Origin of the sequence: Sphingomonas sp. PAMC 26621, assembly GCF_000251145.1 — a bacterium.
Classification (GTDB): domain Bacteria; phylum Pseudomonadota; class Alphaproteobacteria; order Sphingomonadales; family Sphingomonadaceae; genus Sphingomonas.
The window spans coordinates 24424-46742 of record NZ_AIDW01000016.1; the positions used below are offsets into that span (position 1 = coordinate 24424).

A 22319-nucleotide genomic window follows, 5' to 3' on the forward strand; every position below is an offset into this window, starting at 1 on the left:
CTACCAGTGCCGCACGCGCCCGGTATCGACATGGACGAACCCGTCGCGCGGATAATAGCCGACGCCACCCCCGCCCAGGGCAAGCGCTGCGCCGCGCAACCGGTCGAGCGACACGCCGGGCACCACGATATCGGTTGCCTTGCCGAGCATGTGTTGGCTCTGGCTCGCAACCCCGCTGTGCGACCCGCCCCGGGCGCGAAGCTTCGCATTGGTCTGCGGCGAGCGATAACCGCAGATCAGGTCGATCTTGCGGTTGCCGCTGAGCTCCAGCTTCTGTCGCAGCGATACGAGCAGCGCCAGCAGGCGTCGATCCATGCCGATCGAATCGCCCGTGCGCCAGTCCCGCAGGCCGTGGTTCAACTCTGCGAGCCCGGCCGGAACGAACCGGCCCGAGCGCGCGAACACGGCATCGACGCTCTCGTTGGTGTGGACGTTGCGGATCGCGAGACGCCATTCGATCCCTGCCGCCATCGCGGGCAAGGGCAGCGCCAGAGCGGCGCCTCCGGCGATCGCGCCGCCAAGCAAGGCGCGTCGCGAAAACAGCGCGCTACATTTCGAAGTCGTAACGGACCCAACGTCCCGGTCTGTCGTTATCTGCATGGATTTGCATGTAGGAGACTGAAACCGTGCTCAAAACCTTTGCCGGCGTCGCTTGTCTGGCGTTGGCCCCGGTTGGTCTCGTTGCCGCCAGCGCGGCGGGAACCAATGCACCATTGCCAGTTCCCGCCGCGCAAACGAAGCTCGATCTCTCGGTCCTCCATGCACAGGTCATTCTCGATCATCTCGGTTTCTCGCCGGGGGTGCTCGACGGGCGGGAAGGCAAGTCGCTGGTCGCGGCGGTCACGGGCTTCCAGGAAGTTCAGGGCCTGCCGAAGACCGGCAAGCTCGATCAGCCGACGTTGAAGGCGCTGTATCCGCATCGTGCGTTTCGGCCGACGCAGAAGATCACGCTGACCAACGACATCCTCACGGGACCGTTCACCAACCCGTTCCCCAAGGACCCGGCGCTCCAGTCGAAGCTACCCGCGCTCGGCTACAAGTCGGTGATGGAGAAGATGGGCGAGATGTTCCACACCACGCCCGCAGTGCTGATCGAGCTCAATAGCCCGGACACGAAGCTGACCGCCGGGACGCAGATCGTCGTCCCTAACGCCATCACGACCGAGCGCGCCTATGATCCCAAGTTGCCTGAGGCATGGCGCAAGACGCTGAGCGATCTCAATGTCGACTCGACGCAGCCGCAGGGCGCGAAGATCGTCGTTTCCAAGTCGAAGGAAGTCCTTCGCGTCCTCGACAAGGACGGCAAGCTCGTCGCGCAGTTCATGGCGACGATGGGCAGCACGCACGATCCGTTGCCGATCGGCACGTGGAAGGTACTCGGGCCAAGCTACAACCCGGAGTTCCACTATAACCCGACGCTGTTCTGGGATGCCAAGAAGGGCTCCAAGCAGGCGCTGCTTCCGCCGGGGCCGAACGGTCCGGTCGGCGTGGTCTGGCTTGACCTGTCCAAGCCGCATTACGGCATCCACGGGACGCCGTCGCCCGAGACGATCGGTCGCGCGGAGAGCCATGGCTGCATCCGCCTGACCAATTGGGATGCCGCCCGCCTGGCGATGATGGTCAAGGCGGGAACGCCAGCCGTGTTCCAGAGCTAATCCGGGACGCGGGGGATGAAGAAGGTAGGTTTGATCGTCGTTGCGATGCTGCTCGGAGTCGTCGGCCTCTGGGTGGCGGCGCTGGTGTTCCTTCCCGACGCGCCGGGCGGCACGCGCAATGGGCCGATCGCGCGGTTGCGGCTCGCGGTCCGTGGTCAGCCGCAGCCGGTCGATATCGGCGCGGGGCGGGGTGGTTCGATCGTCCTGGCAGTCCCGGTGTCGGGCGTACGGCGCGGCGATATCAGCGACTCATGGGGCGATCCGCGCGAGAACGGGGAGCGGGAGCATCACGGCACGGACGTGATGGGGGCCGCGAACACGCCGGTCATCGCGGCCGCATCCGGCGTGGTCGAGAAGTTGTGGGACAGCGCGGCGGGCGGCACGACGGTGTACGTCCGCTCACAGTCGCGGACCTGGACGCTCTATTACGCGCATCTGGCCGGCTATGCACCCGGCCTGCACGAAGGGCAGCCGGTCACGACCGGGCAGTTGCTCGGCTACGTCGGCGACACCGGCAACGCGGGGGCAGGGAATTACCACCTGCATTTCGGGCTCACCCGCACCGATCCAGCCCAGCATTGGTATGAGGGCACCGACGTCGATCCGTTCCCCTATCTTGCGGGCAAGCCGCTGCCCGGCTAAGGCCTCGCGCCACGGCACGCTGCAACGGGTGCCGATTGGCTCTTTCCAACGCAGGCTCACCCCATGAAGATCAACGCGGTCGAAATCCGTCCCGGCAACATTCTCGAATATGAAGGCGGCATCTGGCGTGCGGTGAAGATCCAGCACACGCAGCCCGGCAAGGGCGGTGCCTACATGCAGGTCGAGCTGAAGAACCTCATCGACGGCCGCAAGAACAACGTCCGTTTCCGCTCGGCCGAGAGCCTCGAGAAGGTGCGGCTCGACACGGTCGACTTCCAGTTCCTGTTCCGCGAGGGCGACACGCTGACCTTCATGGACAAGATCAATTATGAGCAGATCACGCTCGACGCGGATATCCTCGGCGATGCGGCGGCGTTCCTGCAGGACGGCATGGATGTCGTGATGGAATTGTGGGAGGAGCGCCCGATCTCGGTCCAGCTCCCCGACACGATCGAGGCGCTGATCGTCGAGGCGGACGCGGTGGTGAAGGGGCAGACCGCCTCGTCGAGCTACAAGCCCGCGATCCTCGAGAATGGCGTCCGCGTGATGGTCCCGCCGCATATCGGCGCGGGCACGCGGATCGTCGTCGACGTGTACGAACAGACCTATGTGAAGCGCGCGGAATAACGCCTTCTCCCTCTCCCCGCTTGCGGGGAGAGGGTGGCCGAGCGAAGCGAGGACGGGAGAGGGGCAGTATCGTAGCGCACCGCACTGTACTGCCCCTCTCCCCGACCCTCTCCCCGCAGGCGGGGAGAGGGAGAAGAAAGAAAAAGATATGCCCTCCCATTCCGGTCTGATGACCGTCATCGATCGCGCCGCGCGCAAGGCCGGTCCACGCCTGCGCCGTGACTTCAACGAGGTCCAGCAGCTCCAGGTCAGCCGCAAGGGCCCGGCCGACTTCGTGACGATCGCCGACCAGCGCGCCGAGCAGACGCTGTACGAGGAACTGTCGCGGGCACGCCCCGATTGGGGTTTCCTGATGGAAGAGCGCGGCGAAGTCCCGGGCGACCCCAGCAAGCCGCGCTTCATCGTCGATCCGCTCGATGGCACGACCAACTTCCTCCACGGCATCCCGCACTTCGCGATCTCGATCGCGGTCGAGGAGCCGATGCCCAACGGCAAGCGCGAGATTACGTCGGCGATGGTCTATCAGCCGATCACCGACGAAGCGTTCTGGGCCGAGAAGGGCCGGGGCGCATGGGTTCAGGAGCAGCGGCTGCGCGTTTCGGCGCGGCGTGACCTTGCCGACTCGCTGATTGCGACGGGCATCCCGTTCCTGGGACACGGCAATTTCGCGGAATGGTCGCGCATTTTCGGCGCGATCGCACCCGAGGTCGCCGGCATCCGGCGGATGGGATCGGCGGCGCTCGATCTGGCCTGGGTCGCGGCGGGGCGGTACGACGGCTATTGGGAATCGGGTCTCAAGCCGTGGGACGTCGCCGCTGGCTTGCTTCTGGTGAAAGAAGCGGGCGGGTTCGTCACCGACTTCCGGGGCGGCGAGAAGATGATGGAACGCAGCGAGTTCCTCGCCGCGAACGACGGGTTGCAGTCGCGACTCCACAAATTGCTGGCAGGCGCGCTGCGTTAAGTGGGTGGGGGAGGGGCTGCGCTCCTCCCGACTCCGTCATCCTCGCGAAGGCGGGGATCCATACTGGCTGGCCTTGGTCGCCCTTGCTGCCGCTGCGTCAATGGTTTCCCGCCTTCGCGGGAATGACGGACGGGGCGGGCGGTGAGCGGGGAGCACTCGCTTACTAGCAACGCCCTCCAACCCGCTGTTGCGATTCATTCTCACGCCCGCAACCCTTGCCCCTAAAAGCCTGTGGTCCTAAAGCCCTCAGCATCCCTTCGCACATGCGAGAACACCCTTGGTTGACCTGTCACAATATCTCCCGATCCTGCTGTTCCTCGGCGTCGCGCTCGTGCTGTCCAGCGTGTTCGTGTTCCTGCCGATGCTCGTCGCGCGCCTGACCGGTGCGCACAAGCCGACCGCGGAAAAGCTTTCCGAATATGAGTGCGGCTTCCCCGCGTTCGAGGATCCGCGCAGCCAGTTCGACGTGCGCTTCTACCTCGTCGCGATCCTGTTCATCATCTTCGATCTCGAGGCAGCGTTCCTGTATCCATGGGCGGTCAGCGTGTTCCAGCTTGGCTGGGTCGCATGGGGATCGATGATGCTTTTTATCGCCGAACTCGCGCTCGGCCTTGTTTATGCGTGGAAGAAGGGAGCTCTCGAATGGGAGTAGAACTGACGCACCCGACCACTGGCCTGCCGGGCCAGGATCTGGTTCAACCCGACGCCGCGTTCTTCAACGATCTGAACGGCGAGCTTGGCGACAAGGGTTTCCTCGTCACCTCGACCGAGGACCTGTTTCACTGGGCGCGCACCGGCTCGCTGTGGTGGATGACCTTCGGGCTCGCGTGCTGCGCGGTCGAGATGATCCACGTCAACATGCCGCGCTATGATCTCGAGCGTTTCGGTGCGGCGCCGCGCGCGTCCCCGCGCCAGTCGGACGTGATGATCGTCGCGGGCACGCTGTGCAACAAGATGGCTCCGGCGCTCCGCAAGGTCTACGACCAGATGTCGGAACCGAAGTACGTCATCTCGATGGGCTCGTGCGCCAATGGCGGCGGTTATTACCATTACAGCTATTCGGTCGTGCGCGGCTGTGACCGAATCGTGCCCGTTGACATCTATGTCCCTGGTTGCCCGCCAACCGCGGAAGCGTTGCTGTACGGGATCATGCAGCTCCAGCGGAAGATCCGTCGCGTCGGGACGATCGAACGATGAGGGCGCCGGCTCCTGCCTATCGCGCCAATGACGGCGTGATCGACGCGGCAACCGCTGCGCTCGGTGGTCGGCTGCTGCATTCGCTCGATGCGGTCGGCGAAGTCGCGCTGCACGTCGACCGCGCTTCGCTGGTTGAGACGATGGTCGCGCTGCGCGACACGCCGGGTCTCGAATATCAGCAGCTGATGGAGATTGCGGGCGTCGATTATCCCGATCGCGGGATCGACCGGTTCGAGATCGTCTATTGCCTGTTGTCGCTGACCCGCAATCACCGCCTCCGCGTTCACGTGCAGACGGATGACGAGAAGCCGGTGCCGTCGGTGACGGGGATCTGGCCGGTCGCTGGCTGGCTCGAGCGCGAAGTGTACGACATGTACGGGGTGCTGTTCTCGGGCAATTCGGATCTGCGCCGAATCCTGACCGACTACGGTTTCCGTGGGCACCCGCAGCGCAAGGACTTCCCGCTGACCGGCTATGTCGAGCTGCGCTATTCGGAAGAAGCCAAGCGCGTGGTCTATGAGCCCGTCGCACTGGCGCAGGATTTCCGGACGTTCGACTTCATGAGCCCGTGGGAAGGTGCCGAATACGTCCTCCCGGGTGACGAGAAGGCGAAAGCTCCCGAAGCCAAGGGAGCGGCCACGCCGCTCAAGGCGGACGAGATCGTCAAGGCGGACGCCGCGAAGAGCCCCGTGTCGGGTGTGACCGAGCCCAAGACGACCGAGAACACCACGCAATCGGGTGCCGGCAAGCCTGGTCCGGGTGCGGGCGAGAAGCCGGCGGATCCCGACGTCGTTCCCTCCAACAAGGGGCAGAACCAGTGACCGAGTATCTCGACCAGCTCGAGGATCGCTACGACGGGGAAAACCCGGAAGTCGGCGACGTCGAAATCCAGAATTACACGATCAACTTCGGCCCGCAGCATCCCGCCGCGCACGGGGTGTTGCGGCTGGTGATGGAGCTTGACGGCGAGATCGTCGAGCGGGTCGATCCGCACGTCGGGCTGCTGCATCGCGGCACCGAGAAGCTGATCGAGTACAAGACGTACATGCAGGCGCTGCCCTATTTCGATCGGCTCGATTATTGCTCGCCGCTGTGCATGGAGCATACCTATGTGCTCGCGGTCGAGAAGCTGCTCGATCTGGAAGTGCCGCTCCGCGCACAGTACCTCCGCGTGCTGTTCGCCGAACTGACGCGCATTTCGAACCACATGCTAAATCTCGGGTCGCACGTGATGGACGTCGGCGCGATGACGCCGAACCTGTGGCTGTTCGAGATTCGCGAAGATTGCATGAACTTCTTCGAGCGGGTCTCGGGTGCGCGGATGCACAGCGCGTATTTCCGTCCGGGTGGCGTGCATCAGGATGCGCCGCTCAAGCTGCTCGCCGATCTGGCGGACTGGCTTGATACGCGCCTGCCGCGGCTGTTCGAGGATGCGATCTCGCTTGTGGCGGACAACCGCATCTTCAAGCAGCGCAACGTCGACATCGCGACGGTCAGCCGTGACGACGCGATCAAGTGGGGCTTTTCAGGTCCGATGATCCGCGGCTCGGGCATCGCCTGGGATCTGCGCAAGTCGCAGCCGTACGACGTGTACGACCGGATGGAATTCGACGTGCCGGTCGGTACGCGCGGCGATTGCTATGACCGGTTCATGGTGCGCGTCGAGGAAGTCCGCCAGTCCGCGAAGATCATGAAGCAGTGCCTGCGCGACATGCCCGAGGGGCCGATCGCGTCGCTCGACCGCAAGGTCGTGCCGCCCAAGCGCGCCGAGATGAAGCGGTCGATGGAAGCGCTGATCCATCACTTCAAGCTGTACACCGAGGGCTTCCACGTGCCCGCAGGCGACGTCTATGTCGCGACCGAAAGCCCCAAGGGCGAGTTCGGCGTGTATCTGGTCGCCGATGGCACGAACAAGCCGTACCGCTGCAAGATCCGCCCCACGGCGTTCTCGCATCTGCAGGCGATGGACTTCATGTCGAAGGGCCACATGCTCGCGGATACGACCGCGATCCTGGGCGCGATGGATATCGTTTTTGGTGAATGTGACCGATAATGGCTGAAGCCCCCAAGATCCCCGACGAAGCCGAGACCCGCGCCCGCTGGGGTGCGTTCGCGTGGAACGAGGAAAACCAGAAGAAAGCGAACGAGATCCTCGGTCGCTATCCCAAAGGGCGCGAGCAATCCGCGTCGATCCCGTTCCTCGATCTGGCGCAGCGCCAGGTCGGCGAAGAGACGCAGACGCAGGGATGGCTGCCGGTCCCGGTGATCGAGTTCGTCGCGCGGGCGATCAGCGTGCCGTACATGCGCGTCTATGAGGTCGCGACCTTCTACACGATGTTCAATATGGCGCCGGTCGGCCGCTATCACGTTCAGGTTTGCGGCACGACGCCGTGCCTGCTCGGCGGGAGCGACGACGTTCTGGCTGCATGCAAGAACAAGGGGCTGATCAAGGGGCGCACGACCCCGGACGGCATGTTCACGCTGACCGAAGTCGAGTGCCTGGGCGCCTGCGCCAACGCGCCGATGGTCCAGATCAACGATGATAACTTCGAAGATCTCGATTACGACAAGACCAGCGCATTGCTCGAGGCGCTTGCCAACGGCACGCCGGTCACTCCGGGATCGCAGACCGGGCGGCGTGACAGCTGCGCGGCAGGCGGCCCGACCAATCTCGTCGCGATGGTCGACGAGAACCATGACTATCGGGGGGAGTGGGCCTGATGCTCGCCGATAAGGACCGCATTTTCACCAACGTCTACGGCTTCCAGCCGTGGAACCTTGAGGCCGCGATCAAGCGTGGCGATTGGGACGACACCAAGGGCCTGATGGCGCGCGGGCAGGATGCTTTGATCGACGCGGTTAAGGCATCGGGCTTGCGCGGCCGTGGCGGCGCTGGCTTCCCGACCGGGACCAAATGGTCGTTCATGCCCAAGGAGCCCAAACCGGACCGGCCGAACTTCCTCGTCATCAACGCCGACGAGTCCGAGCCGGGCTCGTGCAAGGATCGCGAGATCATCCGTCACGATCCGCACAAGCTGATCGAGGGTGCGTTGATCGCGGGCTATGCGATGCGTGCGCGCGCTGCGTACATCTACATCCGTGGAGAATATATCCGCGAGGCCGAAGTCCTCTTCGCCGCGGTCGCCGAGGCGTATGACAAGGGCCTGATCGGCAAGAACGCCAGCGGCTCGGGTTATGACTTCGATGTCTTCGTCCATCGGGGCGCGGGCGCGTACATCTGCGGCGAAGAGACCGCGATGCTCGAGAGCCTCGAGGGCAAGAAGGGCCAGCCGCGGCTCAAGCCGCCGTTCCCGGCCGGGGCAGGGCTCTATGGCTGCCCGACGACGGTCAACAACGTCGAGTCGATCGCAGTCGTCCCGACGATCCTGCGGCGCTCGCCGGAGTGGTTCGCGAGCTTCGGCGCCGAGGGCAACCGCGGCACCAAGTTGTTCCAGATCAGCGGGCATGTGAACAAGCCGTGCGTGGTCGAGGAGGCGATGAGCATCACCTTCCGCGAACTGATCGAAACGCATTGCGGCGGGATCCGCGGCGGGTGGGACAATCTGCTCGCGGTCATCCCGGGCGGGTCGTCGGTGCCGCTGGTGCCGGCCGCCGAGATCATGGATTGCCCGATGGACTTCGACGGCCTCAAGAAGGTCGGCTCGGGCCTGGGTACCGCTGCGATCATCGTGATGGACAAGTCGACCGACATCGTCCGTGCGATCAGCCGTCTCTCCTACTTCTACAAGCATGAGAGCTGCGGCCAGTGCACGCCGTGCCGCGAGGGCACTGGCTGGATGTGGCGCGTGATGGAGCGGATGCGCACCGGCGACGCGGACATTTCCGAGATCGATACGCTGTATCAGGTGACCAAGCAGGTCGAGGGCCACACGATCTGTGCGCTCGGCGATGCTGCGGCATGGCCGATTCAGGGCCTGATCAAGCACTTCCGCCCCGAAATGGAGCGGCGGATCACCGAAAAGCGTGGCGGCGGGCTGAGCCCGATGATGGAAGCGGCTGAATAATGCCTATTGTCAAAGTCGACGGCGTCGAAGTCGAAGTGCCCGCTGGTGCCACTGTGCTCCAGGCGTGCGAAATCGCGGGCAAGGAAATCCCGCGCTTCTGCTATCACGAGCGTCTGAGCATCGCGGGCAATTGCCGCATGTGCCTGGTCGAGGTGAAGCCCGGACCTCCGAAGCCACAGGCATCGTGCGCACTGCCGGCCGCCGACAAGCAGGAGATCTTCACCAACTCGCCGATGGTCAAGAACGCGCGCGAAGGGGTGATGGAGTTCCTCCTGATAAACCATCCGCTCGATTGCCCGATCTGCGATCAGGGTGGCGAATGCGACCTGCAGGACCAGAGCCTCGCTTATGGGCGCGGCCAGTCGCGCTATGACGAGAACAAGCGCGCGGTCACCGAGAAGTACATGGGGCCGATCGTCAAGACGGTGATGACGCGGTGCATCCAGTGCACGCGTTGCATCCGCTTTGCCGAGGAGGTCGCCGGCGTCGAGGAAATCGGCGCGATCGGTCGCGGCGAGGACATGCAGATCGTGTCCTATCTCGAACATGCCGTGACGAGCGAGCTGTCGGGCAACGTCGTCGATCTGTGCCCGGTCGGTGCGCTGACCTCCAAGCCGTACGCGTTCGAGGCGCGTCCGTGGGAACTCCGCAAGACGCTGACGATCGACGTAATGGACGCGGTCGGCACCAACATCCGGCTCGACAGCCGTGGTCGTCAGGTGCTGCGCGCGGTGCCGCGGATCAACGAGGACGTGAACGAGGAATGGGCGAGCGACAAGACGCGCCACGCGGTTGACGGCCTGGTCCGTCGCCGTCTCGACAAGCCGTATATCCGTAAAGGCGGCCGCCTGACCGAAGCCTCGTGGGATGCCGCATTCCTCGCGATTTCGCAGGTCGATGCCGGGTCGAGTATTGCTGCAGTCGCTGGCGATCTGGTCGATTGCGAGACGATGTATGCCGCCAAGGCGCTGCTCGGCAGCATGGGCTCGACCCTGCTCGAAGGCCGCCAGACCGGCATGGATTACGACACGACCAATCTGGCCGCGGTCAATTTCAACACGACGATCGCGGGCACCGAACAGGCCGACGTGATCCTGATCGTGGGCAGCAACGTGCGCTGGGAAGCGCCGCTGGTGAACACGCGGATTCGGAAAGCCATCAAGCGCGGCGCGAAGGTCTTCGCGATCGGGCCGGAAACCGAGCTGACCTATAAGGTCGAATGGCTCGGCGAGGATCTCGGCGTGCTCGGCAATCTGCCCGAGGCGGTGACCGAGGCGTTCGCCAAGGCCGAGCGTCCGATGATGATCGTCGGCGGGGCAGCGCTCAAGTCGCTGGGTGCGGCGCTTGCGCTGGTGTCGCCGCTGGGTCTGGTCAAGGATGGGTGGAACGGCTTCAACGTGCTCCACATGGCGGCGAGCCGCATGGGCGGGCTGATGCTTGGTTATGCGCAGAAGGGCGGCATCGCGGACGTCGTCGCGGCCAAGCCGAAGCTCGCGTTCTTCCTGGGCGCGGACGAGGTCGACTTCGGCGCGTTCGAGGGCACGTTCAAGGTGTACATCGGCCATCATGGCGACAAGGGCGCGGCTGCTGCCGACGTCGTTCTGCCGGGTGCGAGCTATGCCGAGAAATCGGGGACGTACGTCAACCTCGAGGGTCGCGTTCAGCGTGGCGAGCGTGCGGTGTTCCCGCCGGGCGACGCACGCGAGGACTGGACGATCCTGCGCGCTTTGTCGGGCATGATGGGCAAGACGCTGCCGTTCGACACGATCGAAGCGTTGCGCGCCGACATGGCGAACGACACGCCTGCGCTCGCAACGCTCGGGCTGGCGACGTTCGACTGGGCACCGCCTGCGCTCAACGCGGCGGCTTCGGGCGCACTGACCGGTTACCCAATTCAGGATTTCTATCTGACCAACGCGATTTGCCGGGCGAGCCCGACGATGCAGCGCTGCTCGGCTGAACTTGTCCACGGCGAAGATTTCGCGGAGGCAGCGGAATGACGTCGTTTTTTACTTACCGTTTCGGCATGCCCTATGGCTGGGCGTGGTTTCTCGCCACGCTGATGGACATCCTGCTGATCGCGCTGCCGGTCATGCTGGCGGTCGCGATGCTGATCTACGCGGATCGTAAGATCTGGGCGTCGATGGCGCTCCGGCGTGGTCCCAACGTGGTCGGCCCGTTCGGGTTGCTCCAGTCGTTCGCAGACGGTCTGAAGGTTTTCCTGCAGGAAACGATCATCCCGTCGGCGGCGAACAAGACGCTGTTCATCATCGCGCCGATCATCACCTTCACGGTCGCATTGATCGTCTGGGCGGTGGTCCCGTTCGATGCGCGCGCCGCGCTTGCCGACATCAACGTCGGACTGTTGTACGTTCTCGCCGCCTCCTCGATCGGCGTGTACGGCGTGATCCTCGCAGGCTGGTCGTCCAACTCGAAATATCCGTTCTTCTCCGCGATCCGCGCCGCGGCGCAGATGGTGTCGTATGAAGTCGCGATCGGCTTCGTGCTCATCTCGATCGTACTGTGGAGCGGCAGCTTCAACCTGACCAACATCGTCGAGGCGCAGAAGAGCGTGATGGGGACGCCGATCAACGGCTTCTTCCTCAACCCCTTGCTGTTCCCGATGGCGGTGGTGTTCTTCATCTCGTCGCTTGCGGAAACGCAGCGTGCGCCGTTCGATCTGGCCGAGGCGGAGAGCGAGCTCGTCGCCGGCTACCAGACCGAATATTCGTCGATGTCGTTCGCGCTCTACTGGCTCGGCGAATATGCCAACGTGATCCTGATGTGCGCGCTCAACGCGACGCTGTTCTGGGGCGGGTATCTGCCGCCGTTTGACTGGGCACCGCTCTATGTCGTGCCGGGGATCATCTGGCTGTTCATCAAGATCCTGATGTTCTTCTTCGTGTTCAGCTGGGTCAAGGCGACGGTCCCGCGCTACCGTTATGACCAGCTGATGCGGCTGGGCTGGAAGATTTTCCTCCCGCTGTCGCTGTTCTGGGTGTTCCTCGTCTCCGGTGTCCTGATGGTCACGCGCGTCGGCACCGAGTGCGCGCCCGAGAACCGGATCTATACCAAGCAATATCTCTACGACGACGGTCGTCCGCGCTATCCCACCGATGGCGTGTGCCAGGCTGCTCCCGTGAACCAGTTGGAGAAGCGCTCGTGAGCGTCGCCCAGATCATCAAGTCCTATACGCTTTGGGAATTCCTCAAGGCACACGCACTGACTCTGAAGTATTTCTTCAAGGCCAAGGCGACAATCAACTATCCGTTCGAGAAGAACCCGATCAGCCCGCGCTTCCGTGGCGAGCATGTGCTGCGCCGCTATCCCAACGGCGAGGAACGCTGCATCGCGTGCAAGCTGTGTGAAGCAGTGTGCCCGGCGCAGGCGATCACGATCGAGGCCGAGCCGCGGGACGACGGTTCGCGCCGCACGACGCGTTACGACATCGACATGACCAAGTGCATCTTCTGTGGCCTGTGCCAGGAAGCCTGCCCGGTCGACGCGGTCGTCGAGGGTCCGAACTTCGAATATGCGACCGAGACGCGCGAAGAACTGATCTACGACAAGACCAAGCTGCTGGCGAATGGCGACCGTTGGGAAAGCGCGATCGCCGCGAACCTTGCCGCCGACGCGCCTTACCGTTAAGCGCCGCACCGACTCTGAGGGGCCCCAGAAAACCGTGATCCAGGCACTCGCCTTTTATCTTTTCGCAGCGATCGTGATCGCGTCAGCCGCGCTGACCATCACCTCGCGCAACCCGGTGCATGCCGTGTTGTGGCTGATTCTGGCCTTCTTCAACGCAGCGGGCCTGATGGTCCTCGTCGGTGCCGAGTTCATCGCGATGCTGCTCGTCATCGTGTACGTGGGCGCCGTCGCCGTGCTGTTCCTGTTCGTCGTGATGATGCTCAACATCGATTTCGCCGAATTGCGCGCCGGCTTCGCGCGCTACGCCGCGATCGGCGCGGTGTTCGCGGTCGGGCTGGCGGCCGAGATCATGCTCGCTTTCGGGGCCTGGAGCGCGGGCAAGATCGAGCTCGCCCGCCGGGCGGCACCGACGCCCGAGACGATCTCGAACATCCAGGCGCTCGGGATGGTGCTCTACACGCGCTATCTGTTCGTGTTCGAAGGCGCAGGGCTCGTGTTGCTCGTCGCGATGATCGGCGCGATCGTGCTGACGCACCGCGAACGCTCGGGGTCGCGCAAGCAGAACATTTCGCGGCAGAACGCGCGCCGTCCGCAGGACGCGACGCGCAATACGCAGCCGACGGTCGGCGCAGGGGTGGAGCTATGACGATCGGTTTGGGCCATTATCTCGTCGTGGGCGCGATCCTGTTCGCGCTCGGCGTGCTGGGCATCATCGCCAACCGCAAGAACCTCATCGTCATGCTGATGGCGGTCGAGCTGATCCTGCTCGCGGTGAACCTCAACTTCGTCGCCTTCTCGGGCTATCTCCACGATCTCGTCGGACAGGTGTTCGCGATGTTCGTGCTGACGGTCGCGGCGGGTGAGGCGGCCATCGGGCTTGCCATCCTCGTTATCTATTTCCGTAGCCGCGGGACGATCTCGGTCGACGACGCCAACCGGATGCAGGGGTAAGTTACGTGCATTCGATTCTTCTCATCGTCTTCGTCCCGCTGCTTGCGTCACTGATTGCTGGGTTCGCGAACAAGGGCTTCGGCTCCGCGCTGCCCAAGATCGTGACGACCGGCGCGCTGTTCGCGTCGTGCCTGCTCAGCTGGCCGATCTTCATCCATTACCTCGGTGGTGGCGAAGCGACGGTCGTGCCGGTGCTCGACTGGATCCATTCCGGCGACATGGTGATCGACTGGTCGCTCCGCGTCGACGCGCTGACCGCGGTCATGCTCGTCGTCATCACCAGCGTCTCGGCGCTCGTCCATCTGTATAGCTGGGGCTATATGGAGGAGGACCCCGACCAGCCGCGCTTCTTCGCGTATCTGTCGCTGTTCACCTTCGCGATGCTGATGCTGGTGACCGCGGACAACCTCGTTCAGATGTTCTTCGGCTGGGAAGGCGTGGGTCTCGCATCCTACCTCCTGATCGGTTTCTGGTTCCGCAAGCCCAGCGCCAATGCCGCCGCGATCAAGGCGTTCGTCGTCAATCGCGTCGGCGATCTCGGCTTCATGCTCGGTATTTTCGGCACGTATCTCGTCTTCCACACCGTCTCGATCCCCGAGATCCTGCGGCTCGCGCCGGGGATGATGGGCTCGACGATCGGCTTCTGGGGCTACCGTGTCGATACGATGACGCTGCTGTGCCTACTGCTATTCGTCGGTGCGATGGGCAAGTCGGCGCAGCTCGGCCTCCACACCTGGTTGCCGGACGCGATGGAAGGCCCGACCCCGGTGTCGGCGCTGATCCACGCAGCGACGATGGTGACCGCCGGCGTGTTCATGGTGTGCCGCCTGTCGCCGATGTTCGAGACGTCGCCGTTCGCGCTGACGGTCGTGATGACGGTCGGGGCAGCGACCTGCCTGTTCGCTGCGACGGTCGGGCTGGTGCAGACCGACATCAAGCGCGTCATCGCGTATTCGACTTGCTCGCAGCTCGGGTACATGTTCTTTGCCGCCGGGTGCGGGGCGTATGGCGCCGCGATGTTCCATCTGTTCACGCACGCGTTCTTCAAGGCGCTGCTGTTCCTTGGTGCCGGTTCGGTGATCCACTCGATGCATCACGAGCAGGACATGCGCTATTATGGTGGTCTGCGGAAAAGCATCCCGATCACCTTCTGGGGCATGATGATGGGCACGCTGGCGATCACTGGCGTCGGTATCCCTGCGGTGTTCGGCAATACGCTCGCAATCGGGTTCGCCGGCTTCCACTCGAAGGACGCGATCATCGAGGCGGCCTGGGCTTCGGGCAATCACGGCGCGTCGATCGTCGGGATCATCGTGGCGTTGCTGACGAGCTTCTACTCGTGGCGTCTGATGTTCCTCACCTTCTGGGGCAAGCCGCGTTGGGAGCAGTCCGAGCATATCCAGCATGCGATCCACGACGCGCACGGCCACGGCCATGACGCCGTCCACGCTGGCCACGACGATCACGGCACCACTGCTGCGCACGCGCATCACGGGGAAGCCGCCAAGGAAGGGCAGGGCAGTGAGCCGCACGGTCATGACGACCATGCACACGGCGCGCACGGCCATGCCGTCCCGCTGCATCCGGTGTTTACGACCAAGGGCGACGGCACGGGTGGCTATCATCCGCACGAAAGCCCGTTCCCGATCCTTATCCCGCTGATCATTCTCTCGATCGGTGCGATTGCGGCCGGGTTCGTGTTCCACGGCTACTTCATCGAGCCGACCGCGGGCGAAGAGTATTGGCACGGCGCGATCGCGTTCCGCGAACATCTGATGCACGCGATGCACGAGGTTCCGTTGCTGGTGAAGCTGTCCGCCACGATCGCGATGCTGACCGGTCTGGTCGGCGCGTACGTCTTCTACATCCGGTCACCGGGTGTGTCGCAGAAGCTCGCCGAGACGTTTGCGCCGGTTTACGACTTCCTGCTCCACAAGTGGTATTTCGACGAATTGTACGATCTGCTGTTCGTGAAGCCGGCGTTCGCCATCGGCCGCTTCTTCTGGCACCGCGGGGACGAGAAGACGATCGATCGCTTCGGGCCGAACGGTTCGGCCTGGATCGTCGAGCGTAGCTCGCGCGTCGCGGGCCGGATCCAGTCGGGTTATGTCTACACTTACGCGTTCGTCATGCTGCTCGGTCTCACCGGAGCCGTGACCTGGGCGATCAACATCTGGGCGACGAGCAAGTGAGCGGCATTCCAATCCTTTCGATCATGCTCGCGATCCCTGCGATCGCGGCCGTGGCCTGCCTCTTTTCCAGCGCGCAAGGCGCACGCTGGATTGCGCTGATCGCGACGCTGGTCGATCTTGTGCTCGGGATCGGCCTGTGGACCAGCTATGACATCGGCGGGGCGCAGTGGCAGTTCGTCGAGGACGCCGGCAACCTCGGCATCTTCAGCTGGAAGCTGGGCATCGACGGGTTCGCGCTGCTGCTGGTGATGCTCAGCGTGTTCCTGATGCCGGTGTGCATCGGGGCGAGCTGGGTCGCGGTGACCAACCGCGTTCAGGAATATATGGCGGCATTCCTCGTCACCGAAGTGCTGATGATCGGCACGTTCGCGGCGCAGGACCTGTTCCTGTTCTACATCTTCTTCGAAGCCGGCCTGATCCCGATGTATCTCATCATCGGCATCTGGGGTGGCGTGAACCGCATCTACGCCTCGTATAAATTCTTCCTCTATACGTTGCTCGGCTCGGTGCTGATGCTGGTGGCGATGCTGTGGATGGCGAATTTCGCAGGGACCAGCGACATTCCGACGCTGCTGCGGACCGACTTCCCGGTGAAGGCGCAGACCTTCCTGTGGCTGGCGTTCTTCGCGTCGTTCGCGGTCAAGATGCCGATGTGGCCGTTCCACACCTGGCTTCCCGACGCGCACGTCCAGGCGCCGACCGCTGGCTCGGTGATCCTGGCGGGCGTTCTGCTCAAGCTTGGCGGATACGGCTTCCTGCGCTTTTCGCTGCCGATGTTCCCTGAAGCGTCGGCGCAGCTGACGTGGCTGGTGCTCGGCCTGTCGGCGATCGCGGTGATCTACACCTCGCTGGTGGCCCTCGTGCAGTCGGACATGAAGAAGCTGATCGCGTATTCGTCGGTCGCGCATATGGCGATCGTGACGATCGGCCTGTTCGCGTTCAACCGGCAGGGGATCGAGGGCGCGATGATCGTCATGCTCAGCCATGGCCTCGTCTCGGCAGCCTTGTTCCTGTGTGTCGGCGTGATCTACGACCGGCTCCATACCCGCGAGATCTCGCGTTATGGGGGTCTCGCGATAAACATGCCGCGATACGCCGTGCTGTTCCTGTTCTTCACGATGGCATCGATTGGCTTGCCGGGCACGAGCGGGTTCGTCGGCGAGTTCCTGAGTCTCGCTGGGACGTATCGCGTCTCGACCGTCATCACGCTGTTGTGCACCACCGGGATCATCCTCGGGGCTGCCTATATGCTCTACCTCTACCGCCGTGTCGTATTCGGCGATCTGACCAAGGACGATGTGCGCGCAATGCCCGATCTTTCGCTGCGTGAAATTGCGCTGCTGGCCCCGATTGCAGCGGTAGCGCTGTGGATGGGCGTGTATCCCGAGAGCTTCCTCGCGCCGATGCGCAAGGACGTCGCGACGCTGCAGGCGCGGATCGCCCGCGCGACCCCGGCGGGTGACTCGCTGCCGACCGCGGGCAAGGCCATCGCACTGCCCGCCACGCATATGGAGGCACGGCCATGAACATGTCGCTTCTGATGGTTCTCCCCGAGGAGATCCTCGCGCTCGGGGCGATTGCTCTCATGCTGGTGTCTGCCTGGGGCGGCCAGGCGTCGACGCGGATGGTGTCCGTTGCCGCGGTTGCGGTGCTGGCGGGCGCGATGATCGCGCTGACCGGGCCTGCGTCTTATGGCGGTGCCGCGTTCGGCGGGCTGTTCCGCGCGGATGCGTTCGCGACCTTTGCCAAGGTCCTGATCTTCGGCGCGTCAGCGGTTGCGATCATCGTCGCGCCGCGCTTCTTCGCGGCGGGCCGTGGCGATGATCTGCGGCCCGAATATCCCGTGCTGATCCTGCTGTCCGCAGCGGGCATGAGCATGATGGTGTCCGCGGGTGACCTGCTGACGTTGTACGTCGGTCTCGAACTCCAGAGCCTCGCGGCCTACGTGCTGGCGAGCTTCATGCGCCGCGACACGCGGTCGGCGGAAGCTGGCCTCAAGTATTTCGTGCTGGGCGCGCTGGCGAGCGGGATCCTGCTGTACGGCATATCGCTGGTGTACGGCTTCAGCGGTACCACGCTGTTCTCGTCGATCGCGACCGCGTACGGCGCTGGCCGTTCGCTCGGGCTGACCTTTGGCCTCGTCTTCGTCTTCGCTGGCCTCGCGTTCAAGATGAGCGTCGTTCCGTTCCACATGTGGACCCCGGACGTATACGAGGGCGCGCCGACGCCGGTGACGACCTTCTTCGCTTCCGCCCCCAAGGTGGCAGCCGTCGCCTTGTCGGTCCGCGTCGCGGTCGAGGCGATGGGTCCGGCGACGGACCAGTGGCGTCAGATCGTGATCTTCGCGGCGCTCGCGTCGATCATCTTCGGTGCGGTCGCGGCGATCGGGCAAACCAACATCAAGCGGCTGCTCGCTTATTCGTCGATCAACAACGTCGGCTTCGTGCTGATCGGTCTTGCGGCCGGCACGCAGGCGGGTGTTGCGGCGGTGCTGTTCTACCTGACGGTCTATGTCGTGATGACGCTGGGCAGCTTCCTGATCGTCCTTCAGATGAAGGATGCCGCCGGGCAGCCGGTCGAGAGCATCACCGCGCTTGCCGGCCTGTCGCGGACGCGACCGGGTCTGGCGCTGGCGATGGCGATCTTCATGTTCTCGCTCGCAGGCATCCCGCCGATGCTCGGCTTCAACGCCAAGGTCGCGGTGTTCCAAGCGGCGATCGTTGCCGGGCTGTACCCGCTCGCGGTGGTCGGTTTCGTCGCTTCGGTGATCGGTGCCTTCTATTACCTGCGCGTCGTGAAGGTGATGTACATCGATGCCCCCGCCGAGACGGTCGAGGGCGCGCCGCTTGCAGTGCGGACCGACCCGGTCGAGGGCGGGCTGATCGCGGTGATGGCGGCAGCGATCTCGCCGATCGGTTGGCTTGGTCTTGCGAGCCTCGGTGGCGCGACGATGGTTGCGGCGAAGGCGCTGTTCTGAGCGAGCGGGTTTGTACCGTCGCCGAGACGGGGTCTACCAATGCCGACATGCTGGAGTTGGCGCGCAGCGGGATCTCCGAGGGGATCTGGTTGCGCGCCGAGCGGCAGACCGGGGGGCGCGGGCGGCAAGGGCGGCTCTGGGTTTCGCCGGTCGGGAATTTCTATGGGTCGAGTGTGGTCCGGGTGCGCGGTGGGGATCCTGCTCCGGCCACCCTTGCGCTGGCGGCCGCGGTTGCGCTGGAAGAGGTGGTCCGGGCGTACCTCCCTCCATACTCCCCACCAGTTTCGCCCTTCCCACTCACCTCACGCTTCCCCGGCGAAGGCCGGGGCCCAGTCGCGCAGGCCGAGGTAACTGGGCGCAGCAGTAAGCAAACTCCGGAGTCGCTGCTAGGCCCCGGCCTTCGCCGGGGTAGTGAAAGGGGAAGCGGGGAAGGCTTGGTCCTGAAATGGCCCAATGACCTCCTCATCGACGGCGCCAAGATCTCCGGCATCCTGCTCGAACGCACCGGCGACGCGATCGTCGTCGGGATCGGAGTCAACCTCGCGCATCACCCGACCAATACCGATCGCCTCGCCACAAGCCTCGCCGCACACGGAGCAACCCCCGACCCCGCCGACTTCGCCGAAACGCTCGCCGACTCCTTCGCGCGCTGGCTGGGCATCTGGCGCGGGCAAGGCCTCGCGCCCGTCCGCAGCCGCTGGCTCGAGCGTGCGCACCCGATCGGCACCGCGCTCACCGCGCGGCTCCCGGACGGCAGCGCGACCGACGGGCTGTTCAACGGGCTCGACAGCGACGGCGCGCTCATCCTGCGCTTGGCGGATGGCACCGCGCGTGTCATTCACGCGGGCGACGTATTCCTCCTCTGACAAGGTCTTCTCCCCGCCATGCTGCTCGCGATCGACGCCGGGAATACCAACATCGTCTTCGCGCTGCTCGAAGGGCAAGCGATCAAGGCACGCTGGCGTATCGCAACCGACCCGCGGCGCACCGCGGACGAATATGCGGTATGGCTGAGCCAGTTGCTCAACCTCGAAGGCTATGATCGCAAGCAGGTGACGGGTGTCATCATCGCGACCGTCGTCCCGCGCGCGCTCCACAACCTCCAGACGCTTGCGCGCAAGTATTTCGACAGCGAGCCGCTGATCGCGGGGCAGGCACCGGTGGAATGGGGCATGCAGCTCGACGTGCTCGAACCCAATAGCGTCGGCGCGGACCGCGCCGTCACGATGATCGCGGCGCACGCGCGGCATCCGGGCGATCTCATCGTGATCGACTTCGGTACGGCAGCGACCTTCGACGTCGTCGACTATACCGGCGCGTACAAGGGCGGGATCATCGCGCCCGGCATCAACCTGTCGCTCGACGCGCTCGTCACCGCCGCCGCCAAGCTGCCGCGGATCGCGATCGAGGCGCCTGGCGACACCAGCGTCATCGGGCGCGACACCGTCACGCAGATGCATATCGGCATCTATTGGGGCTATGTCGCGATGATCGAGGGACTGGTTGCGCGGATGAAGGCGGAGGTCGGGCGGCCCTGTACGGTGGTCGCAACCGGAGGGCTAGCGGTGCTGTTCGAACAGCATACCGACGCTTTCGACGCGATCGAACCCGATCTTACCATTCAGGGGCTGGCGATTTTGTGGGAACGCGCCCATATACAGGCCTAGAGTCCATGCGTGTGTGCGCCGACCTCGGTGCCCCGCTTTCCAGACCTCTACGAAATTCATCGCGCCTGACCGGCGCATCCTCCCTGCGCCGCTTGTGAAGCTGGCGGCGTTCAATTGAAAGAACAAAGCGTTAGTGACTACTCCTAAGAAAGAACTGCTGTTCCTGGCTCTCGGTGGGTCGGGCGAGATTGGCATGAACGTCAATCTGTACGGCTGCAACGGCAAGTGGCTGATGGTCGATTGCGGCATCACCTTCGCCGATCCGCAATATCCCGGCATCGACGTGATCCTGCCCGACCTGCAGTTCATCGAGGAACGCCTCGACGATCTGATCGGGATCGTGCTGACGCATGGTCATGAGGATCACATCGGCGCGCTACCGTATCTCGCCGAGGATCTCGGCGTGCCGCTTTATGCCACCCCGTTCACCGCTGGCCTGATCCGCGGCAAGCTCGAGGAAGAGGGCAACGCCAGCCGCGTAAAGCTGCGCGTGATCCAGCCGGACGCGCCGTTCGACCTCGGGCCGTTCGGCATCACCTTCGTGCCGATGTCGCATTCGATCCCCGAAGCGAGCGCGCTGCTGATCGATACGCCCTATGGCCGTATCTTCCACACCGGCGACTGGAAGCTCGATGCGCGGCCGGTCATCGGTAGCCCTGCCACGCCCGACCAGCTCGCGGCGATCGGCAAGGACGGCATCCTCGCGTTGGTGTGCGATTCGACCAACGTCTTCAACAACGACGCATCGGGTTCCGAGAGCGACGTGCTTTCGGGCCTGATGGACGTGATCGGCAAGGCCAAGGGCCGCGTGCTGGTGACGTCGTTCGCTTCCAACGCCGCGCGTTTGCACACGCTCGGCAAGGTCGCGATCGAGACCGGGCGGCAATTGTCGGTCCAGGGGCGGTCGCTCGACCGCATCCTCAAGGTCGCCCGCGCGACCGGCTATCTGAAGGACTTCCCCGAGACGATCGACGCCGAGGCAGCGATGCGCCTGCCGCGCGACAAGGTGCTGGTCATCGCGACTGGCGGGCAGGGCGAGGACCGCGCAGCGCTCGCACGTGTCGCGAACGGCCAGCATCCGATCTCGCTCGACCAGGGCGATACGGTCGTCTTCTCGTCGAAGCAGATCCCGGGCAATGAAGTCGCGATCGGGCGGATCCAGAACCAGCTCGCCGCCAAGGGCGTGATCATGATCACCGATCGCCAGGCGCATGTGCATGTGTCGGGCCATCCGGGTCGCCCCGAGCTGCTCCAGATGTACAAGTGGATGAAGCCCGAGATCCTGATGCCGGTGCATGGTGAAATGCGCCATCTGATGGAGCAGGCGCGCTTTGCCCTGTCGGAGGGCGTGCCGCGTGCGGTGGTGCAGACCAACGGCGACATCATCCGCCTCGCGCCGGGCAACCCGACCAAGATCGGCAACGCTGCCGTCGGTCGTCTCGTGCTCGATGGCGACGTGATCCTGCCGGGCGATGGCTCGACGATCAACGAGCGTCGCAAGCTCGGCCTGTTCGGGCAGATCTCGGTCGCGGTCGCGATCGGGCAGCGCGGGATGATCGGCCAGCCGCAGGTTCGCATCCAGGGGATCCCAGTCGAGGAAGACCGCGAGCCGTTCCTCGACGAAACGATCGGCGCGGTGATCGCGGCGGTCAAGCAGGGCGGGCGCGACCGCGACAAGATGCGCGAGCAGATCCGTCTCGCGACCCGCAAGGTCGCGACCCGTTGGACCGGCAAGAAGCCGATCGTTGACGTTTTGCTGATCGAGGCCTGAATTTAG

Annotated in this window: 22 protein-coding genes; 21 read left to right on the forward strand and 1 reads right to left on the reverse strand. The window is 64.3% G+C overall.

The window, feature by feature from the left end; translation table 11 throughout:
* Nucleotides 1-525, reverse strand: coding sequence for a DUF882 domain-containing protein (locus tag RI03_RS08395; protein ID WP_010216629.1), 525 nt, complete (start codon nucleotides 523-525; stop codon nucleotides 1-3).
* A 188-nt stretch (nucleotides 526-713) separates the two neighbouring features.
* Here RI03_RS08395 and RI03_RS08400 point away from each other — a divergent pair, with 188 nt between their 5' ends.
* From RI03_RS08400 to RI03_RS08500, 21 genes are all read left to right on the forward strand, one after another.
* Nucleotides 714-1655, forward strand: a complete 942-nt coding sequence (locus tag RI03_RS08400) for a L,D-transpeptidase family protein (protein ID WP_010216632.1) — start codon at nucleotides 714-716, stop codon at nucleotides 1653-1655.
* A 15-nt stretch (nucleotides 1656-1670) separates the two neighbouring features.
* A complete protein-coding gene (locus RI03_RS08405) occupies nucleotides 1671-2297 on the forward strand; it encodes a M23 family metallopeptidase (protein ID WP_010216634.1) in 627 nt (208 codons plus the stop codon).
* A gap of 63 nt (nucleotides 2298-2360) precedes the next feature.
* Nucleotides 2361-2924 (forward strand): elongation factor P, encoded by a 564-nt coding sequence (gene efp, locus RI03_RS08410; RefSeq protein ID WP_010216636.1) that lies wholly within the window; start codon nucleotides 2361-2363, stop codon nucleotides 2922-2924.
* 148 nt (nucleotides 2925-3072) lie between these two features.
* A complete protein-coding gene (locus RI03_RS08415; protein WP_010216638.1) occupies nucleotides 3073-3885 on the forward strand; it encodes an inositol monophosphatase family protein in 813 nt (270 codons plus the stop codon).
* 277 nt (nucleotides 3886-4162) lie between these two features.
* Nucleotides 4163-4537, forward strand: coding sequence for an NADH-quinone oxidoreductase subunit A (gene ndhC, locus RI03_RS08420; RefSeq protein ID WP_010163508.1), 375 nt, complete (start codon nucleotides 4163-4165; stop codon nucleotides 4535-4537).
* Nucleotides 4528-5082, forward strand: a complete 555-nt coding sequence (locus RI03_RS08425) for a NuoB/complex I 20 kDa subunit family protein (protein ID WP_010216641.1) — start codon at nucleotides 4528-4530, stop codon at nucleotides 5080-5082. The genes ndhC and RI03_RS08425 overlap by 10 nt, the downstream gene beginning before the upstream one ends.
* On the forward strand, nucleotides 5079-5903 hold the full coding sequence (locus RI03_RS08430; protein ID WP_010216643.1) for an NADH-quinone oxidoreductase subunit C: 825 nt from the start codon (nucleotides 5079-5081) through the stop codon (nucleotides 5901-5903). Before RI03_RS08425 ends, RI03_RS08430 begins: the two co-directional genes overlap by 4 nt.
* Nucleotides 5900-7135: an NADH-quinone oxidoreductase subunit D gene (locus tag RI03_RS08435; protein WP_010216644.1), complete on the forward strand. Its 1236-nt coding sequence runs from the start codon at nucleotides 5900-5902 to the stop codon at nucleotides 7133-7135. The genes RI03_RS08430 and RI03_RS08435 overlap by 4 nt, the downstream gene beginning before the upstream one ends.
* Nucleotides 7135-7803 carry a complex I 24 kDa subunit family protein gene (locus tag RI03_RS08440; protein ID WP_010216646.1) on the forward strand — a complete coding sequence of 223 codons (669 nt, stop codon included), beginning with the start codon at nucleotides 7135-7137 and terminating at the stop codon, nucleotides 7801-7803. Before RI03_RS08435 ends, RI03_RS08440 begins: the two co-directional genes overlap by 1 nt.
* Nucleotides 7803-9107, forward strand: coding sequence for an NADH-quinone oxidoreductase subunit NuoF (gene nuoF / locus RI03_RS08445; protein WP_010216648.1), 1305 nt, complete (start codon nucleotides 7803-7805; stop codon nucleotides 9105-9107). The genes RI03_RS08440 and nuoF overlap by 1 nt, the downstream gene beginning before the upstream one ends.
* The gene (nuoG, locus tag RI03_RS08450; protein WP_010216651.1) at nucleotides 9107-11107 is read left to right on the forward strand and encodes an NADH-quinone oxidoreductase subunit NuoG; all 2001 of its coding nucleotides are present in this window, start codon (nucleotides 9107-9109) and stop codon (nucleotides 11105-11107) included. The genes nuoF and nuoG overlap by 1 nt, the downstream gene beginning before the upstream one ends.
* The gene (gene nuoH, locus RI03_RS08455; protein ID WP_010216654.1) at nucleotides 11104-12273 is read left to right on the forward strand and encodes an NADH-quinone oxidoreductase subunit NuoH; all 1170 of its coding nucleotides are present in this window, start codon (nucleotides 11104-11106) and stop codon (nucleotides 12271-12273) included. The genes nuoG and nuoH overlap by 4 nt, the downstream gene beginning before the upstream one ends.
* Nucleotides 12270-12755, forward strand: a complete 486-nt coding sequence (gene nuoI, locus RI03_RS08460; RefSeq protein WP_010163523.1) for an NADH-quinone oxidoreductase subunit NuoI — start codon at nucleotides 12270-12272, stop codon at nucleotides 12753-12755. The genes nuoH and nuoI overlap by 4 nt, the downstream gene beginning before the upstream one ends.
* 34 nt (nucleotides 12756-12789) lie before the next feature.
* Nucleotides 12790-13401 carry an NADH-quinone oxidoreductase subunit J gene (locus tag RI03_RS08465; protein ID WP_010163524.1) on the forward strand — a complete coding sequence of 204 codons (612 nt, stop codon included), beginning with the start codon at nucleotides 12790-12792 and terminating at the stop codon, nucleotides 13399-13401.
* Complete coding sequence (gene nuoK / locus RI03_RS08470; protein WP_010163525.1) at nucleotides 13398-13706, forward strand: NADH-quinone oxidoreductase subunit NuoK; 309 nt, start codon at nucleotides 13398-13400, stop codon at nucleotides 13704-13706. The genes RI03_RS08465 and nuoK overlap by 4 nt, the downstream gene beginning before the upstream one ends.
* Before the next feature lie 5 nt (nucleotides 13707-13711).
* Nucleotides 13712-15898: an NADH-quinone oxidoreductase subunit L gene (gene nuoL, locus RI03_RS08475; RefSeq protein ID WP_010216659.1), complete on the forward strand. Its 2187-nt coding sequence runs from the start codon at nucleotides 13712-13714 to the stop codon at nucleotides 15896-15898.
* Nucleotides 15895-17424, forward strand: a complete 1530-nt coding sequence (locus tag RI03_RS08480) for an NADH-quinone oxidoreductase subunit M (protein ID WP_010216663.1) — start codon at nucleotides 15895-15897, stop codon at nucleotides 17422-17424. The genes nuoL and RI03_RS08480 overlap by 4 nt, the downstream gene beginning before the upstream one ends.
* The gene (nuoN, locus tag RI03_RS08485; RefSeq protein WP_010163530.1) at nucleotides 17421-18875 is read left to right on the forward strand and encodes an NADH-quinone oxidoreductase subunit NuoN; all 1455 of its coding nucleotides are present in this window, start codon (nucleotides 17421-17423) and stop codon (nucleotides 18873-18875) included. Before RI03_RS08480 ends, nuoN begins: the two co-directional genes overlap by 4 nt.
* A gap of 56 nt (nucleotides 18876-18931) precedes the next feature.
* Nucleotides 18932-19741: a biotin--[acetyl-CoA-carboxylase] ligase gene (locus RI03_RS24600; RefSeq protein ID WP_443208552.1), complete on the forward strand. Its 810-nt coding sequence runs from the start codon at nucleotides 18932-18934 to the stop codon at nucleotides 19739-19741.
* 18 nt (nucleotides 19742-19759) lie between these two features.
* A complete protein-coding gene (locus RI03_RS08495) occupies nucleotides 19760-20542 on the forward strand; it encodes a type III pantothenate kinase (protein WP_010216667.1) in 783 nt (260 codons plus the stop codon).
* Nucleotides 20543-20735: 193 nt separating this feature from the next.
* Nucleotides 20736-22313 (forward strand): ribonuclease J, encoded by a 1578-nt coding sequence (locus RI03_RS08500; protein WP_051007259.1) that lies wholly within the window; start codon nucleotides 20736-20738, stop codon nucleotides 22311-22313.
* Nucleotides 22314-22319 lie beyond the last annotated feature (6 nt).

Coding starts and splice junctions, on each gene's coding strand:
- nuoH (WP_010216654.1), top strand. CDS start 11,104: ATGACGTCGTTTTTTACTTACCGTTTCGGCATGCCCTATGGCTGGGCG.
- RI03_RS08440 (WP_010216646.1), top strand. CDS start 7,135: ATGGCTGAAGCCCCCAAGATCCCCGACGAAGCCGAGACCCGCGCCCGC.
- nuoF (WP_010216648.1), top strand. CDS start 7,803: ATGCTCGCCGATAAGGACCGCATTTTCACCAACGTCTACGGCTTCCAG.
- RI03_RS08415 (WP_010216638.1), top strand. CDS start 3,073: ATGCCCTCCCATTCCGGTCTGATGACCGTCATCGATCGCGCCGCGCGC.
- RI03_RS08500 (WP_051007259.1), top strand. CDS start 20,736: ATGAACGTCAATCTGTACGGCTGCAACGGCAAGTGGCTGATGGTCGAT.
- RI03_RS08495 (WP_010216667.1), top strand. CDS start 19,760: ATGCTGCTCGCGATCGACGCCGGGAATACCAACATCGTCTTCGCGCTG.
- nuoG (WP_010216651.1), top strand. CDS start 9,107: ATGCCTATTGTCAAAGTCGACGGCGTCGAAGTCGAAGTGCCCGCTGGT.
- RI03_RS08405 (WP_010216634.1), top strand. CDS start 1,671: ATGAAGAAGGTAGGTTTGATCGTCGTTGCGATGCTGCTCGGAGTCGTC.
- efp (WP_010216636.1), top strand. CDS start 2,361: ATGAAGATCAACGCGGTCGAAATCCGTCCCGGCAACATTCTCGAATAT.
- RI03_RS08430 (WP_010216643.1), top strand. CDS start 5,079: ATGAGGGCGCCGGCTCCTGCCTATCGCGCCAATGACGGCGTGATCGAC.
- RI03_RS08425 (WP_010216641.1), top strand. CDS start 4,528: ATGGGAGTAGAACTGACGCACCCGACCACTGGCCTGCCGGGCCAGGAT.
- nuoN (WP_010163530.1), top strand. CDS start 17,421: ATGAACATGTCGCTTCTGATGGTTCTCCCCGAGGAGATCCTCGCGCTC.
- nuoK (WP_010163525.1), top strand. CDS start 13,398: ATGACGATCGGTTTGGGCCATTATCTCGTCGTGGGCGCGATCCTGTTC.